The sequence below is a fragment of the Streptomyces sp. NPDC007907 genome (assembly GCF_042959365.1).
GTDB classification, from domain to species: domain Bacteria; phylum Actinomycetota; class Actinomycetes; order Streptomycetales; family Streptomycetaceae; genus Streptomyces; species Streptomyces indiaensis.
This window is the reverse complement of record NZ_JBIBKR010000002.1, coordinates 658,323-672,511: the sequence shown is the minus strand read 5'-3', so window position 1 is coordinate 672,511 and position 14,189 is coordinate 658,323. Positions and strand designations below refer to the sequence as shown.

The 14,189-nt window shown below is 72.8% G+C and carries 12 protein-coding genes and 2 pseudogenes; 12 read left to right on the top strand and 2 right to left on the bottom strand.

What is annotated here, in order from left to right; translation table 11 throughout:
• The first annotated feature begins 2 nt into the window (after positions 1–2).
• From ACFZDI_RS09100 to ACFZDI_RS09090, 3 genes are all read left to right on the top strand, one after another.
• On the top strand, positions 3–1,373 hold the full coding sequence (locus tag ACFZDI_RS09100; RefSeq protein ID WP_391248872.1) for a maltokinase: 1,371 nt from the start codon (positions 3–5) through the stop codon (positions 1,371–1,373).
• A 3-nt stretch (positions 1,374–1,376) separates the two neighbouring features.
• Positions 1,377–3,584, top strand: a complete 2,208-nt coding sequence (gene glgB, locus ACFZDI_RS09095) for a 1,4-alpha-glucan branching protein GlgB (protein WP_391248870.1) — start codon at positions 1,377–1,379, stop codon at positions 3,582–3,584.
• 110 nt (positions 3,585–3,694) lie between these two features.
• Positions 3,695–4,783 (top strand): glutamate--cysteine ligase, encoded by a 1,089-nt coding sequence (locus ACFZDI_RS09090; RefSeq protein ID WP_234850547.1) that lies wholly within the window; start codon positions 3,695–3,697, stop codon positions 4,781–4,783.
• Between the two features lie 27 nt (positions 4,784–4,810).
• On the opposite strand, the gene ACFZDI_RS09085 is transcribed toward ACFZDI_RS09090, so the two are convergent.
• The gene (locus tag ACFZDI_RS09085) at positions 4,811–5,044 is read right to left on the bottom strand and encodes a DUF6480 family protein (RefSeq protein ID WP_234850546.1); all 234 of its coding nucleotides are present in this window, start codon (positions 5,042–5,044) and stop codon (positions 4,811–4,813) included.
• A gap of 151 nt (positions 5,045–5,195) precedes the next feature.
• Between ACFZDI_RS09085 and ACFZDI_RS09080 the strand changes: the two genes are divergently transcribed.
• Together ACFZDI_RS09080 and ACFZDI_RS09075 are read left to right on the top strand one after the other, a co-directional pair.
• Positions 5,196–7,094: an AMP-binding protein gene (locus tag ACFZDI_RS09080; RefSeq protein WP_391248867.1), complete on the top strand. Its 1,899-nt coding sequence runs from the start codon at positions 5,196–5,198 to the stop codon at positions 7,092–7,094.
• A gap of 117 nt (positions 7,095–7,211) precedes the next feature.
• The gene (locus ACFZDI_RS09075; RefSeq protein WP_234850544.1) at positions 7,212–7,646 is read left to right on the top strand and encodes an ATP-binding protein; all 435 of its coding nucleotides are present in this window, start codon (positions 7,212–7,214) and stop codon (positions 7,644–7,646) included.
• Between the two features lie 38 nt (positions 7,647–7,684).
• Here ACFZDI_RS09075 and ACFZDI_RS09070 read toward each other — a convergent pair whose 3' ends face one another.
• The gene (locus ACFZDI_RS09070; RefSeq protein WP_234850543.1) at positions 7,685–8,056 is read right to left on the bottom strand and encodes a PRC-barrel domain containing protein; all 372 of its coding nucleotides are present in this window, start codon (positions 8,054–8,056) and stop codon (positions 7,685–7,687) included.
• A gap of 343 nt (positions 8,057–8,399) precedes the next feature.
• On the opposite strand from ACFZDI_RS09070, the gene ACFZDI_RS09065 reads away from it, so the two are divergent.
• The 7 genes and pseudogenes from ACFZDI_RS09065 (at position 8,400) to ACFZDI_RS09035 (ending at position 14,071) form a co-directional block, all read left to right on the top strand.
• Positions 8,400–8,801, top strand: coding sequence for an STAS domain-containing protein (locus tag ACFZDI_RS09065; protein ID WP_234850542.1), 402 nt, complete (start codon positions 8,400–8,402; stop codon positions 8,799–8,801).
• 264 nt (positions 8,802–9,065) lie between these two features.
• Positions 9,066–9,953 (top strand): STAS domain-containing protein, encoded by an 888-nt coding sequence (locus ACFZDI_RS09060; RefSeq protein ID WP_234850541.1) that lies wholly within the window; start codon positions 9,066–9,068, stop codon positions 9,951–9,953.
• Entirely contained in the window at positions 9,950–10,369 is a 420-nt protein-coding gene (locus tag ACFZDI_RS09055) for an STAS domain-containing protein (protein WP_234850540.1), read from the top strand. Before ACFZDI_RS09060 ends, ACFZDI_RS09055 begins: the two co-directional genes overlap by 4 nt.
• Entirely contained in the window at positions 10,369–10,809 is a 441-nt protein-coding gene (locus ACFZDI_RS09050) for an anti-sigma regulatory factor (protein ID WP_234850539.1), read from the top strand. Before ACFZDI_RS09055 ends, ACFZDI_RS09050 begins: the two co-directional genes overlap by 1 nt.
• Positions 10,809–11,144: pseudogene (locus ACFZDI_RS09045) on the top strand (ATP-binding protein); the annotation flags it as partial. The gene ACFZDI_RS09050 and the pseudogene ACFZDI_RS09045, both read left to right, overlap by 1 nt.
• A 555-nt stretch (positions 11,145–11,699) precedes the next feature.
• A pseudogene (locus tag ACFZDI_RS09040) lies at positions 11,700–12,350 on the top strand (SpoIIE family protein phosphatase); the annotation flags it as partial.
• Positions 12,347–14,071 carry a SpoIIE family protein phosphatase gene (locus tag ACFZDI_RS09035; RefSeq protein WP_391248864.1) on the top strand — a complete coding sequence of 575 codons (1,725 nt, stop codon included), beginning with the start codon at positions 12,347–12,349 and terminating at the stop codon, positions 14,069–14,071. The pseudogene ACFZDI_RS09040 and the gene ACFZDI_RS09035, both read left to right, overlap by 4 nt.
• The last annotated feature ends 118 nt before the right edge of the window (positions 14,072–14,189 follow it).

Here is a 14,189-nt window from a genome sequence, read left to right as displayed (position 1 = left end):
CCATGCCGAAGACCGCATCCCTGCGCCCGGACCTCCCGCGCCTGGCCGAGCCCATGGAGTCGCTCGGCGGACTGCTGCGCGACTGGCTGCCCCGGCAGCGCTGGTTCGCGGGCAAGGACCGGCCCGTCACCGAGCTCGGCCTGCTGTCGATGACCGAGCTGTTCCCGGGCTGTCTGCATCTGCTGGTCCACGCCGGTCACGCCGGCCACACGGGTGTGCCCTCGCCCGGCGGGAGTTTCCCGGCCGGAGACTGCTACCAGCTCCTGCTCGGCGTGCGGGAGCAGCCGTCGCCGCGACTGGGGCGGGCCCTCATCGGGCGGGTGCAGGACGGGTCTCTGGCCGGTCTGACGGTCTACGACGCGCTGCACGACCCCCGCTCGGCCCAGCTCCTGCTGGACCGGCTGCGGCAGCCGGGCACCGCAGGGCCCCTGCGCTTCGACTGCGACCCGGACCAGCGGGTGCCCGCCGGGCTGGTGCCGCGGCTGCTTGACGCCGAGCAGTCCAACTCCTCGCTGGTGTACGGAGACGAGTACATCCTGAAGGTCTTCCGGCGCATCCAGCCGGGCGTCAACCCGGACCTGGAGGTGCCGGGCGCCCTGGCCCGCCAGGGCTGTCACCGCGTTCCGGCGCCCGTGGCCTGGTTCCAGACCAGGCATCCGTTCAAGGCCACCCTCGGTGTGCTCCAGCCGTATCTGCGGGACGCCTCCGACGGCTGGACGCTCGGGCTGAACGCGCTGGCCGCGGGAGACGACTTCACGGTCCAGGCCCGGGCGCTGGGCGCGGCCACCGCGGAGGTGCACCTCGCGCTGGCGTCGGCGTTCCCCGTCGGCGGGCCCGGGGAGAACGGGCAGACGGCGGCCGCGATGACCGAGCGGCTGGACGCCGCCGCGCACTGTGTGCCCGCGCTGAAGCCGTTCGTACCCGGACTGCGGACCGCGTTCGCCGCCCTCACCAGCTGCGACCCCGGACCGCCCGCGCAGCGCATCCACGGCGACCTGCACCTCGGTCAGGTGCTGCGGGCCGGGCGCGAGTGGTTCGTCATCGACTTCGAGGGCGAGCCGTCCCGGCCGCTCTCCGAACGGCGCAGCGCCCACTCCCCGGTGCGGGACATCGCGGGGATGCTGCGCTCCTTCGACTACGCCGCCCGGCAGCGTCGCCCCTGGCGCCCGGAGTGGGCCCGCCGCTGCCGCGAGGCCTACTGCGCGGGCTACGCCGCCCGCGCCGGCTGGGACCCCCGCACAAAGCACGGACTGCTCCGCGCCTATGAGACGGACCGGGCCGTGTACGAGGTGCTGTACGAGGCACGGCACCGCCCCGACTGGCTGCCCGTACCCATGGCGGCGATCGAGCGCCTCGCCGTGAGAGGAGACTGAGCCGTGGCCCTGCGAGACACCTCAATCCCGGAGCCGTCCGGCCCGGTACCGAGCACGACCGCTCCCGCCCTGAGCCCGGAGGACCGCGGGCGTCTGCTGGCGGGCGCCCACCACGATCCGCACGCGCTGCTGGGCGCCCACCCGGTGCCCGGCGGGGTCGTGTTCCGGGCGCTGCGCCCCTTCGCCCGCGCGGTGAGCGTGGTGATCGACGGCAGGCGCACCGCCCTCGCCTCGGAGGGCGACGGCCTCTTCACGGGCGTACTGCCGCTGGACGGGATCCCCGCGTACACGCTGCACGTGGCGTACGAGGAGGGCGAGCAGGAGACACCCGACCCGTACCGCTTCCTGCCCGCGCTGGGCGAGCTCGACCTGCACCTCATCCGCGAGGGCCGGCATGAGCAGCTGTGGCAGGCGCTCGGCGCGCAGCCCATGACGCACGAGGGTGTGACCGGCACCCGGTTCACGGTGTGGGCGCCGAACGCGCAGGGCGTGCGGGTCGCCACCGACTTCACCCACTGGGACGGGACGCAGTTCCCGATGCGGTCCCTGGGCGCCTCTGGCGTGTGGGAGCTGTTCCTGCCGGGCGTCGGCGAGGGCACCGCGTACAAGTTCGAGATCCACTCCCGGTACGGCCACCGCTTCCTCAAGGCCGACCCGATGGCACGGCGCTGCGAGGAGCCGCCCAACACGGCGTCGATCGTGACGGCCTCGCACTACGAGTGGGGCGACACCGAGTGGATGGCGCACCGCGCCGACACGCCCGTGCACGAGGCGCCGCTCTCGGTGTACGAGGTGCACCTGGCGTCCTGGCGGCCCGGGCTGACCTACCGTGAACTCGCCGAGGAACTGCCGAAGTACGCCAAGGACATGGGCTTCACGCACGTCGAGCTGATGCCGGTCGCCGAGCACCCCTTCCACGGGTCCTGGGGTTACCAGGTCACGGGGTTCTACGCGCCGACGGCCCGGCTGGGCACGCCCGACGACTTCCGGTTCTTCGTCGACGCCTGCCACCGGGCCGGTATCGGCGTGATCATGGACTGGGTGCCGGCGCACTTCCCGAAGGACGACTGGGCACTGGCCCGGTTCGACGGCGAGCCGCTGTACGAGCCCGGTGACGACCGGCGCGCGGAGCACCCGGACTGGGGCACCTACGAGTTCGACTTCGGCCGCACCGAGGTGCGCAACTTCCTGGTAGCGAACGCCGTGTACTGGTGCGAGGAGTTCCACATCGACGGGCTGCGCGTGGACGCGGTCGCCTCGATGCTGTACCTGGACTACTCGCGCGAGGACGGCCAGTGGGAGCCCAACGCCTACGGCGGCCGGGAGGACCTGGCGGCCATGCGGTTCCTCCAGGAGATGAACGCGACGGTGTACCGGCGGGCTCCCGGGGTGGTGACCATCGCCGAGGAGTCCACCGCCTGGGGCGGGGTGACCAAGCCCACCGACGCCGGCGGGCTCGGCTTCGGTCTGAAGTGGAACATGGGCTGGATGCACGATTCGCTGGAGTACATCGCCCACGAGCCGGTGCACCGCAAGTACCACCACCACGAGATGACGTTCTCGATGGTCTACGCCTACAGCGAGAACTACGTCCTGCCCATCTCCCACGACGAGGTCGTGCACGGCAAGCAGGCCCTGGTGTCGAAGATGCCCGGCGACTGGTGGCAGCGCCGCGCCACCCACCGGGCCTACCTCGGCTTCATGTGGAGCCACCCCGGCAAGCAGCTGCTCTTCATGGGTCAGGAGTTCGCGCAGGGAGCCGAGTGGTCGGTGGAGCACGGCCCGGAGTGGTGGCTCCTGGACGACGGGTATCACTCCGCGGGCGACCACCGGGGCGTGCTCGACCTGGTCCGTGATCTGAACGCCGCGTACCGGGCGACGCCGGCGCTGTGGCAGTGCGACACCCGCCCGGAGGGCTTCCGGTGGGTCGCGGTGGACTCGGCCGACGACAACGTGTTCGCGTTCCTCCGGTACGACGCCGAGGGGAATCCGCTGCTGTCAGTGTCGAACTTCTCCCCCGTCGTCCGGCAGGACTACGGCCTGTGGGTGCCGGGTGACGCCGTCGCCTGGGAGGAGCGCCTCAACACCGACGACACACGCTACGGCGGCAGCGGCGTCACCAACCCGGATCAGGTCAAGCCGGAGGACGGCTGTCTCCGGATCACGCTGCCTCCGCTCGCCACGGTGTGGCTGGCGCCGTCCGCCGTGTGAAGTCACGCGGCCCCACCAGGTGTCCTGCCCGCCTGGAGGGGCACTGGGGGTCGTACCACCGGGAGCACCCGGTGGTACGAGACGGCAGGGTACAGAAGGGCGGGCATCAGGTGCGCACGGTGGGAGTGGAGGAGGAACTCCTCCTGGTCGATCCGGAGACCGGCGAACCGCGGGCGCTGTCCGCAGCGGTGCTCGCCCGGGCCGAGAAGGACGACGCGGATCAGGACGTCTTCGAGAAGGAACTCCACGAGCAGATGCTGGAGTTCGCCACGCATCCGCAGTCGTCCATGGAGAGCCTGCGCGAGGAGATCGTCCGCTGCCGCAAGGAGGCCGCCCGCCACGCGGGGGAGATCGGCTGCACCGTGGCGGCGCTCGCCACCTCACCGCTGCCGGTCAGTCCCGCCGTCAGCGTCAACCGGCGCTACCTGTGGATGGCGGACCAGTACGGCATCGCCACCCAGGAGCAGCTCGTCCTGGGCTGCCACGTGCACGTGTCGGTCGAGTCCGACGACGAGGGCGTGGCGGTCGTCGACCGGCTGCGTCCGTGGCTGCCGGTGCTGCGGGCGCTCAGCGCGAACTCGCCGTTCTGGCAGGGGAAGGACACGGGGTACAGCAGCTACCGCAGCCGGGTGTGGCTGCGCTGGCCGTCGGCGGGGCCGACCGAGATCTTCGGCTCGCCCGAGCGGTACCACCGGCTGATCGCGGACATGGTGGCCACCGGCGCCCTGCTCGACGAGGGGATGATCTACTTCGACGCACGGCTGTCCCCCCGGTACCCGACGGTGGAGCTGCGCGTCGCCGACGTGTGTCTGCAGTCGAGCACGGCCGTGCTGATCGCGACGCTCGTCCGCGGGCTGGTGGAGACGGCCTCGCGCGAGTGGCGGGCCGGCCGTGAGCCGCTCGGCCACAACGTGAGCCTGCTGCGGCTGGCCGACTGGCAGGCCGCGCGCTCCGGGCTCGCGGGCGAGCTGCTGCACCCCGCGACCATGCGGCGCATGCCGGCCGAGGCGGTCGTGCGTGCCCTGCTGGAGCACGTCGAGGAGGCCCTCGACGGCACCGGGGACCTGGAGCCGGCCCGCGCCGCCTGCGAGGAGCTGCTGCGGGAGGGCAACGGCGCCCAGGTGCAGCGCGCCCTGATGGAGCGCACGGGGAGCCTGCGGGACGTCGTCACCGAGTGCGTCCGCCGCACCCAGGCGTGAGGCGCCCCGTCGGTCGCGGGCCGGGGGTCAGAGGATCAGGGCCAGGGCGTAGGCCAGGAAGAACGCCGCGATCAGCACCACGAGGATGATGATCACGGTCATCGGGCCCTTGGCCCAGCCCTTGGTCGGGTTGTGCGTCTCCCGGGGCAGCGTCTCGGGCATGCTGCTCTCGGCGGGCGGGGTCTCGCCCGGCGGCACACCGCCGCCGGGTTCCAGACCGGTGGTGCGTTCGGGTTCGGGGTCGGGACTGATGTGAGTCATACCGTCCGGGTCCCCCGATCACGGCGAGATCACCAGGGTGTCGACTTCCGTATTTTCCGACCCCGAAGGGTCTCGACTCGACTACATTCGAGCACCGCCGATGACGGTACCCGTCGGCAACGTCACACCCCGTACACGTCAGGAGCAGTGCATGCGCGACCTCGCCCTCGCTCCCCCGGCCGTGGCGCTGCTGACCGGCGGGCTCGCCGACAGCGTCTTCGAGACGGCGGACCGCGAACCGACCAGGCCGCTGCTCGCCCGGCGGGCCGACCCCGCCTCCTCGACGTGGGAGGAGGTGACGGCGATCGAGCTGCGCGACGAGGTGGTGGACGTGGCCAAGGGGCTGATCGCCTCGGGGATCGCACCGGGCCACCGGGTGGCGATCATGGCCCGCACCCGGTTCGAGTGGACGGTCCTGTGCTACGCGCTGTGGGCCGTGGGCGCCGAGGTCGTCCCGGTCTACCCGACGGCCTCGCGCGACCAGGTGGAGTGGATCCTGCGGGACGCCGGGTGCGTGGCCGTGGTCGTCGAGGACGAGCAGGGCGTCATGACCGTCGGCTCGGTGTGCGCCCAGCTGCCGCTGCTGCGGCACGTCTGGCAGCTGGACGCGGGCGCCCTCGCACAGCTGGCGGTCCGGGGGGAACTCGTCCCGATCGCCACGGTCGACTCGATGCGCCGCATCGTGCTGCCGGACTCCACGGCGGTCATCGCCTACACCTCTGGCAGCTCCGGCCATGCCATGGGCTGCGCGCTCAGCCATCGCAACCTGGCCGCCCCCTGCGACACCCTGCTCGCGGGCTGGGGGCACACGGCGGCGCCGCGCGGGGAGCAGGGTTCCGTGCTCGCGTTCCTGCCCTTCTCCCACGTGTACGGGCTGATGATCCAGGGACTGTGCGTGCGCGGCGGGCTGCTCATGGGCCACCAGGCCGATCTGGGCGGGGAGGCGCTGGCGGCGGCGCTGCGCTCGTTCCGGCCCACGTACCTCTACGTGGTCCCCTCGGTCCTGGAGAAGATCTACAAGAACTTCCTGCGCACGGCGCAGCAGGCGGGGCACGGCGCGCTGTTCGAGCGGGCCGCCGACACCGCCCGGGACTTCGCCGCGGCCCTGGAGCGCCAGCGGCTCGGCCGCGGCCGCGGACCCGGCTTGGACCTGCGGCTCCAGCACGCCCTGTACGAGCGGACGGTGTACCGCAGACTGCGGGCGGCCCTGGGCGGACGGGTGCAGCGGGCGACATCCGGCGGCTCCCCCCTCAGCCGTGACCTCTCCCTGTTCTACGAGGGCATCGGCATCTACGTGCACGACGGCTACGGCCTGACGGAGACCGCCGGCGGGGTGACGATGCAACCGCTGGGCCGGGAGAAGTCCGGGACGGTCGGTCAGGCGCTGCCGGGGATGGAGATCCAGGTGGCCGAGGACGGGGAGATCCTCGTGCGCGGACCGTCGGTGTTCCAGGGGTACGTGGGCGACCAGGCCGCCACCCGGGCCGCGCTGCGCGACGGCTGGCTCGCCACCGGGGACCTCGGGCGGCTGGACTCGGAGGGCTATCTGACGATCACCGGCCGCAAGAAGGACATCATCATCACGAGCAGCGGCAAGAGCGTCGCCCCGCTGGCCCTGGAGCAGCGGCTGCGGATGCATCCGCTCATCCATCAGGCCGTGGTCGTCGGGGACAACCGGCCCTGCGTCGGCGCCCTGATCACGCTGGATCCGGACTTCCTGGCCCACTGGCGGGCCGGGCTGGCGCTCCAGGGCGAGATGCGGGAGGCGCGGGAGGAGAACGCGCTGCGCGAGGAGGTCGCGCGGGCCGTGGCCGCGGCCAACAGCGTCGTGTCGCCCTCGGAGTCGATCCGGGTCTTCCGGGTCCTGCCGGAGGCGTTCGATGTGACCAACGGTCTGCTGACGCCGTCGATGAAGCTGCGCCGGGACGAGATCGTGCGGCACTACGCTTCCGAGATCGACGCGATGTACCGGTCCCGCAGGCGTCCCGGGCGGCCGGGCGCTCAGGACGAACCGTCGAGCTGGGAGGATTCCGACAATGTGTTCCGCTGAGCGTGCGGCCGGACGCGTAGGCCATGCCCCCTCGGGAACACGCAACAGTGGCGACGCAAGAGAAAGGACGACAGCCCTGACGACAGCCCTAGCTGACGCCCGGGCCGGAAAGGCGATATGTCAACCGAGCCGCGTGGGGACGACGCCCTGACCTCCGAGGACATCCCGAGCCGCACGAACAGCTTCGTCGGCGAGCCGCATGACGTGACCGGTGCGCGCTTGGCCGCGGAGGGGTTCCTGCGCGATCTGGCACGCTCCTCCCCGCCCTCTGCACCCGAGTACTGGGACGACATCCTGCTGGTGGTGACGGAGCTGGCCGCCAACGCGGTCCAGTACGCGCCCGGTCCGTTCGCGCTGCGGATGCGCCGGACCTTCGACGGGGTGCACGTGGTGCTGCACGACACGAGCACCACCGAGCCCGCCCCTCGCCCCTTCGATCCGCGCAGCGGCGGCGGGGGCATCGGCTGGCACTTGATCCACACGCTGTGCGACCAGGTCAGTGTGGTGGCCGACGACCGGGGCAAGGACGTACACGTGTTCATGCCCTGGTGAGCCGGGAGCGGCACGGGCGCGGCGCGCCCGTGACCGGCTCAGACCGTGGCCGTCTCGCGAGGCGGCAGCCGGTCGTAGTAGTCACCCACGGCCCGGAGGTACTCCCGGTCCCTCGTCTCACTGTCGGTCTGGAAGCGGGGAGCCGCCTTGGCGTCCGCCCGGCTGCAGGCCAGTGTGACCTTTCTCCCCTGCGTGTCGATGCCGGTGACGACTCCGGCCGGCACCAGGACGCTGCGGCCGAACACCCAGACGCCGGTGTCGACGACCAGATGCCGCATGTCGTGCGGGGCGGCCTCGCGGTCCACGTGCCCGATCGTGCCGTCGGTCGCGGCGACCGCGAAACCGGTCAGGTCCTGCCCTTCGCTGTGACCGCTGCCCGGCGCGTACGACCAGATTCTGTCGATGGCCACGCTGTCCCATCCTCCCTGGCGATGTGCTGATCCCGATTCCTCCGGCGGACGCCCGCGCCCGCGTTCCACAGCAGCAATTACCCTGCTGCCGCAAGCGCATTCGGCGCACACACCTGCTACCGCACGGGACTTCCGGCGGCCGGTCCCCGGAGAAGTTCGGACGAGGGGGCATGGAGGGTGGTTTCCGGGGTAATCGCGGGTGCGCGGTGACATCCGAAGCCCGTCAGCGAAGGGAGGCGCATGAGAAACGGCATTCGAGTCCGGGGAACGACCGGGATTCCCTCGCACCGCGGTCATCCCCAGAGGTGACCAGCCCAGGCCGTAGCACTTGTTGGAGGTATCCGTGCCCCTCGCCCAGAACCCGCTGTCCGTGGAAGTCGAGCTGCCCCGGGAGGACGTGGCCCTGATCACGGTCGACGGCTACCTGGACGTCGACACCGCGACCGAGTTCCAGGCCCATCTGGCCAACCAACTCCACCACGGCCGACGGCACTTCCTGCTCGACCTCTCGTCCGTTCCCTTCATGGACTCGTCCGGGATGAACATCATTCTGCGGGTGTACCAGGAGACTCGTAAGACCGAGGGCAGTGTGCACGTCATCAGTCCGACGCCGGCCGTGCGGCGCATCCTCGATCTGACCGGCGTCAGCATCACCGTGCCCATATCGGAGACTGTCGAGGAGGCCCTGGCCCGTGTCGACAAGGGGCCGGAGCACCCCGAGGAGCCGGGGGAACAGAGCATCTGACGGCCACAGCATCCCTCGGGCCCGGCGCCGCAGATGCCCGGCGGCCCGGCCCCTCGCTCCGCCCTGCCCGGACGACGGCTCACCCCTAGCACACCGGCGACGGCGGCTCCGGCCGCCGCTGTCCCCGCACCGGATCGCTTGCGCCGGAGCCGGTGTCCTACGAGGTCGGCGCATGGTTAGAGTTGTCGCCCGGCAAGTGTCACATCGCCGTCTCGTTGCCAGAAGCGGGCTCGGTCGACGCAACGCGGATGAGGAGAGAACCAGGTGCCGGAGCACGAAGCGGACGGACAGCTCGCGACGCCCACCCACGAGGTCAGGGACTTCCTGCACCGCCGGCGTGAGCAGATCGCCCAGCGGTGGGCGGACGAGCCCCTGTTCCGCACCGTGTTCACCGTCTCGCGCGACGAGGCGGTGGAAGCGGGCAAGGCCGTCGTGGACGCGCTGGCCCAGGTGGCCGACTCGGAGCAGGTCGAGGACCCCGACGCCGCCGGGTTCAGCACCGTGCGCGAGCAGCTGGGCAGGATGGGGGCGGCCCGCTCCCGCGCCGGGCTGAGCAACACCCAGGTCTCCAGCGAGCTGGCCGCCCTGCGGCCGCCGGTGGAGAACCTGCTGGTGGCCGATCTGACGGAGGCGACGCCCGACCACCTGCGCGCGTGTTCGACCGCGCTGACCGTGCTGATGGGGACCCTGCGCCTGGTGGCCATGCAGACGGCGCTCAGCGAGTGGCAGGCGCTCAGCGACCGGCAGCGGATGCAGCTGATGGAGGTGGCCACGCCCGTCATCCGGCTGTGGGACGGCATCGTGGCCGTGCCGCTCATCGGCACCCTCGACAGCGCCCGCAGCCAGATCGTGATGGAGACACTGCTGAACGCCGTCGTCGAGCAGCACGCGCGGTTCGCGATCCTCGACATCACCGGCGTCCCGACGGTCGACTCGCTGGTGGCGCAGCACTTGATGAAGACGGTCGCCGCGGCCCGCCTCATGGGTGCCGAGTGCATCGTCTCCGGCATCCGCCCCGCCATCGCCCAGACCATCGTGCACCTGGGTCTGGACCTGGACGTGATCACCCGCGCGAGCCTCGCCGACGCGCTGGGGTACGCACTGCACCAACTCGGCGCGGACATCGTCAGCCCTGGTGCGGGTCAGCGGTGAACGACGCGCGCCCCCGCCCCGCGACCGGCCACGTGCCGGTGCTCCGGCTCGGCGACGTCCTGCTGGTCACGCTCCAGGGGGACCTGCACGACAGCACGGCGCAGCAGCTCCAGCAGGACCTTTCGGAGACCATCTCCCGTACCGGGGTGCGCGGGGTCCTCATCGACATCTCCGGAGTGGAGATCGTCGACTCCTTCCTCGGCCGGGTGCTGGCCGAGATCGCCGCGCAGGCCAAGCTGCTGGCCGCGCGCACCGTGGTGACCGGCATGCGTCCGGCGGTCGCCATCACGCTGGTCGAACTGGGTCTGACGCTGCCCGGGCTGAGCACCGCGCTCAGCACCGAGGCGGGCATGGAGCTTCTCACGCGACAGAGCCCGGCGGCCCGTTCCGGCAGCCCGCGTCAGGAGAGTCCGTGATGCACACCGCCTCGGGCGTGGAGGCCTGCCTGCCCATCCGGTCGGACGTGGACCTGGTGTGGGTGCGACAGCACGTACGGCAGGCCGCTGCCCGGCTCGGCTTCGGACTGGTGGACCAGACCAAGCTCATCACCGCGGCCAGCGAGCTGGCCCGTAACACCCTGGTGCACGGCGGCGGCGGACAGATGGAGGCGACGCAGGTCGGCGGTGCCGGTGCGCGGGGGCTGCGGCTGTCCTTCACGGACGAGGGGCCGGGCATCGCCGACCTCGAGCTGGCGCTCAGCGACGGCTACACCTCGGGCGGTGGTCTGGGGATGGGGCTGAGCGGCGCGCGGCGCCTGGTGCACGACTTCGACATCGACACCACGCCGGGCTCGGGCACCACCGTGCGGGTGACGTGCTGGGTGGGCCGGCCGCCGCGTCCGCGCGAGGAGGCCTGATGCCACGCGTGTGGGACGTGCCGGTGCGCGACTCGACCCGGGTGCGCGACGCCCGGGTCGCGGCGGAGGAGGCCGCCATGCTGGCCGGGCTGGACGAGCGGCGTACCGCGGCTGCCGCGCTGGTCGCGACCGAGCTCGCCACGAACCTGCTGAAGCACGCCGAGGGCGGTCAGGTGCTCATCGACGTCGTCGCGGCGCCGGTGCTGCGGGAGGACCGGGCGGATGCACGGATGGTGCAGATCGCCGCGGTCGACCACGGCCCGGGCATCGCCGACGTGCCCGCGGCGCTGCGGGACGGCTTCTCCACCTCCCGTTCGCTGGGTGCGGGCCTCGGCACGTGTGTGCGCCTCTGCGACGACTTCGCCCTGCACAGCGTCCCGGGCCGCGGCACGGTCGCGGTGGCCCGGGTGAGCGCGGCGCCGCGCGGCATCAAGGGGCAGGGCGGGCCCGGGGGCCGTGTCAGCGCCGGGGGACAGTGGCCGGGCGGCACACCGCCGTTCGGCACGGTGGCGTGCGCCGGTCTGACGGGCCACGCGGCGGCTCCGGACGGCCCGGCGGGCTCCGCCGGACAGGCCCCGGGGGCTCCGGCCGGCCCCGCACAAGCGGTCGGCGGTCCGAAGGGGACCGGCCGGGGGCTCCCCGGAGCGCCCGGTTACGGCCTCCCGGCCACCGCCGCACCGGCGGCACCGGCGAGCGCCGGCGAGCACCCCGGCGCCCCGGCGAACGACCCCACCCCCGGGACGCCACCGCCCCACGACCCCGCCGAAGCCGGCACACCGGCGCACGAGCCGGCCCGTGCCACGGGGCCGGAGCACCACCCCGCGGACGACGGGGTCACGGGCGGCGACCCGTGGACCGGCCCGTGGGATCACCGCGAGACGCCGGTCCGCGGTCTCCCGGCCTCCGCGCAGAACGGTTCCTCGACCGTGGCCGGGGTGCGGGCCGGCGGGATGAACATCCCCTACGGCGGAGCCGAGTACTCGGGGGACGCCTGGGCGTGGGTCCGGGCCGGGGACCGGGTGACGCTGATGCTGGTGGACGGGCTCGGGCACGGGCCGGAGGCCGCCCGGGCCTCGTCCGCAGCGGTCACGGCCCTGTACCGCTGGGCGGACCTCTCCCCCGCCGATGCGCTGCGGCGGCTGCACGACGCACTCCAGGGCACACGGGGCGCGGCCGTCGCCCTGGCGCAGCTCGACCTGACGGCCGGGCGGCTGCGGTTCGCCGGCATCGGCAACGTCGGGGCGCGGCTGCGCACCGACGGCACCTGGCGCCCCCTGCTGTCGCGGCCCGGCATCGTCGGGGTCCACCGGCCCGGCACCCTCCAGGACGAGGAGGCCGCCTGGGTGGGCGACCCGGTACTGATCCTGCACACCGACGGTCTGCCCAGCCGCTGGACGCCGCCGTCCGACCCGGGTCTGCACACGGCCGACCCGGCCGTGACGGCCGCCGTGGCGATACGTGACGCCAGCAGTCCCGCCCGACCCGTGCGGGACGACACCGCCGTGGCCGTGCTGACCTCGAACCCGCCGGAACGCCCATGATGCGCACTTGGCAGATCACCACCGTCACCGACGCGGCCCGCGCCCGCATCTCGCTCGCGCGCCTGGCCGCCGCGTACGGTGTGCCCACCGTCGAACGGACCCGGCTCGCCGCCGGCCTCAGCGCCCACCTGCGGCAGTGCCTCACCAAGGGCGGCACCTGGCGGCTCACCATGAACCTGGCCGGCTCCCCCGCGGAGGAGGGCCTGCTGCACGTCACGGTGACCCCGTCGCCGGAGGCGTGCGCCGCCGGTGAGCCGCTCTGGGAGGTCACCGTCCCCTGCCCCGAGTCGGCCGAGGCCACCGAGGACGGCACCGTCGCCGACGACCCGGCCGCCCTGTCCGAGGCCCTGCTCGGCGCCGACGAGGACACGGCCGTCGTGCTGGACAAACTCGCCGAGCAGGAGGACCTGGTCCTCTTCCACCGCGAGGAGCTGCACCAGACCAACCAGGGCGTCCTGGCGCTGCACGCCGAGCTGGACGCGGCCGGACGGGCCCAGCGGGAGGCCTTCGCCGCCGAGCGCAGAGCCCGCAACGAGGCGGAGAGCGCCCGGCGCAGGCTGACGTTCCTCGCGGACGCGAGCGCCGTGCTGACCGCGTCGCTCAACCACGAGGAGATCGTGCGCCGGCTGCCGGACCTGCTGGTGCCGGAGTACGCGCGCAGCGTCGACGTCTGGCTGTTCGACCACGAGGAGGAGGAGCACCGGTCGGCGCATCCGGCGGCCGCCGTGGTCGCCGCGCGTACCGGCCGGCCCCAGTACGCCGCCGACCATCCGGGGAACCTGCCCGGCGTGGAGGACCAGCCGCCGTCCGCCCTGGACCCGGGACGGCCGTTGCTGTGCGTGCCGCTGCCGACGCGCCGGGCTCCGCTGGGGGTCCTCACGCTGTCACCGCCCGGGGAGCGCTGGGACCCGGACGACGCGGTGATGCTGATCGAGCTCACCCGGCGAGCCAGCATCGCGATCGACAACGCCCGGCGCTTCGAGCACAACCGCGACATCGCCGAGACGCTGCAGCGCGCCCTGCTGACGGATCTGCCGACCACGCCCGGTCTCAGCCTGGCGGCACGGTATCTTCCGGCCACGCACGGACTGAACATCGGCGGTGACTGGTACGACGCGTTCCCCCAGCGGGACGGCGGTCTCATCACCGTCATCGGCGACGTGACCGGGCACGGGCTGCACGCGGCGGTCATGATGAGCCAGTTGCGCACCGCGCTGCGGGCGTACGCCGTCGACGGCGACAGCCCGGGCCGGCTGCTGACGCGTCTGCACCGGTTCCTGCACCACCTCCAGCCGGACCTGTACGCCACCGCCGTCATCGCCCGGTTCCACCCGGACGAGCCCACGCTGACCTGGGCCGCCGCGGGGCATCCGCCGCCGGTGCTGCGCCTGCCCGACGGCACCGTGCGCACCCTCGACGCCAAACCGGGCGCGATGCTCGGCATCCCGCTCACCCAGGAGATCGCCGACCACACGGAGGAGCTGGAGCCGGGCTCGACCCTCGCGCTGTACACGGACGGGCTGGTGGAGCGGCGTGCGCAGGGCATAGACCCGGGCATCGGGCGGCTGGCCACGGCGCTCGGCGGGTTCCGGTCGGCGGAGCTGGACGCGGATCTGGAGGGTTCGGCGGACCGGCTGCTGCATCCGCTGCTGAGCGATTCGGAGCGGGACGACGACGTGTGTCTGCTGCTGTGTCATTTCCAAGGCCGCGGGGAGTCCTGAGGACGGGTCCGGCCGGCCCGCTGTGCACGCGTTCTTCACTCCCGCCCGGTGCTTTTCGGCCACGGTGCGGGCATGGTGGTGATCGACGCGTTCGTCTGCCCGCCGCGTCCGACTGGCG

What these genes read in the sequence shown, in the direction of transcription:
- ACFZDI_RS09100 (WP_391248872.1), top strand. Translation starts at nt 3, where the DNA reads ATGCCGAAGACCGCATCCCTGCGCCCGGACCTCCCGCGCCTGGCCGAG.
- ACFZDI_RS09085 (WP_234850546.1), bottom strand. Translation starts at nt 5,044, where the DNA reads ATGACTCACATCAGTCCCGACCCCGAACCCGAACGCACCACCGGTCTG.
- ACFZDI_RS09080 (WP_391248867.1), top strand. Translation starts at nt 5,196, where the DNA reads ATGCGCGACCTCGCCCTCGCTCCCCCGGCCGTGGCGCTGCTGACCGGC.
- ACFZDI_RS09075 (WP_234850544.1), top strand. Translation starts at nt 7,212, where the DNA reads ATGTCAACCGAGCCGCGTGGGGACGACGCCCTGACCTCCGAGGACATC.
- ACFZDI_RS09050 (WP_234850539.1), top strand. Translation starts at nt 10,369, where the DNA reads ATGCACACCGCCTCGGGCGTGGAGGCCTGCCTGCCCATCCGGTCGGAC.
- ACFZDI_RS09035 (WP_391248864.1), top strand. Translation starts at nt 12,347, where the DNA reads ATGATGCGCACTTGGCAGATCACCACCGTCACCGACGCGGCCCGCGCC.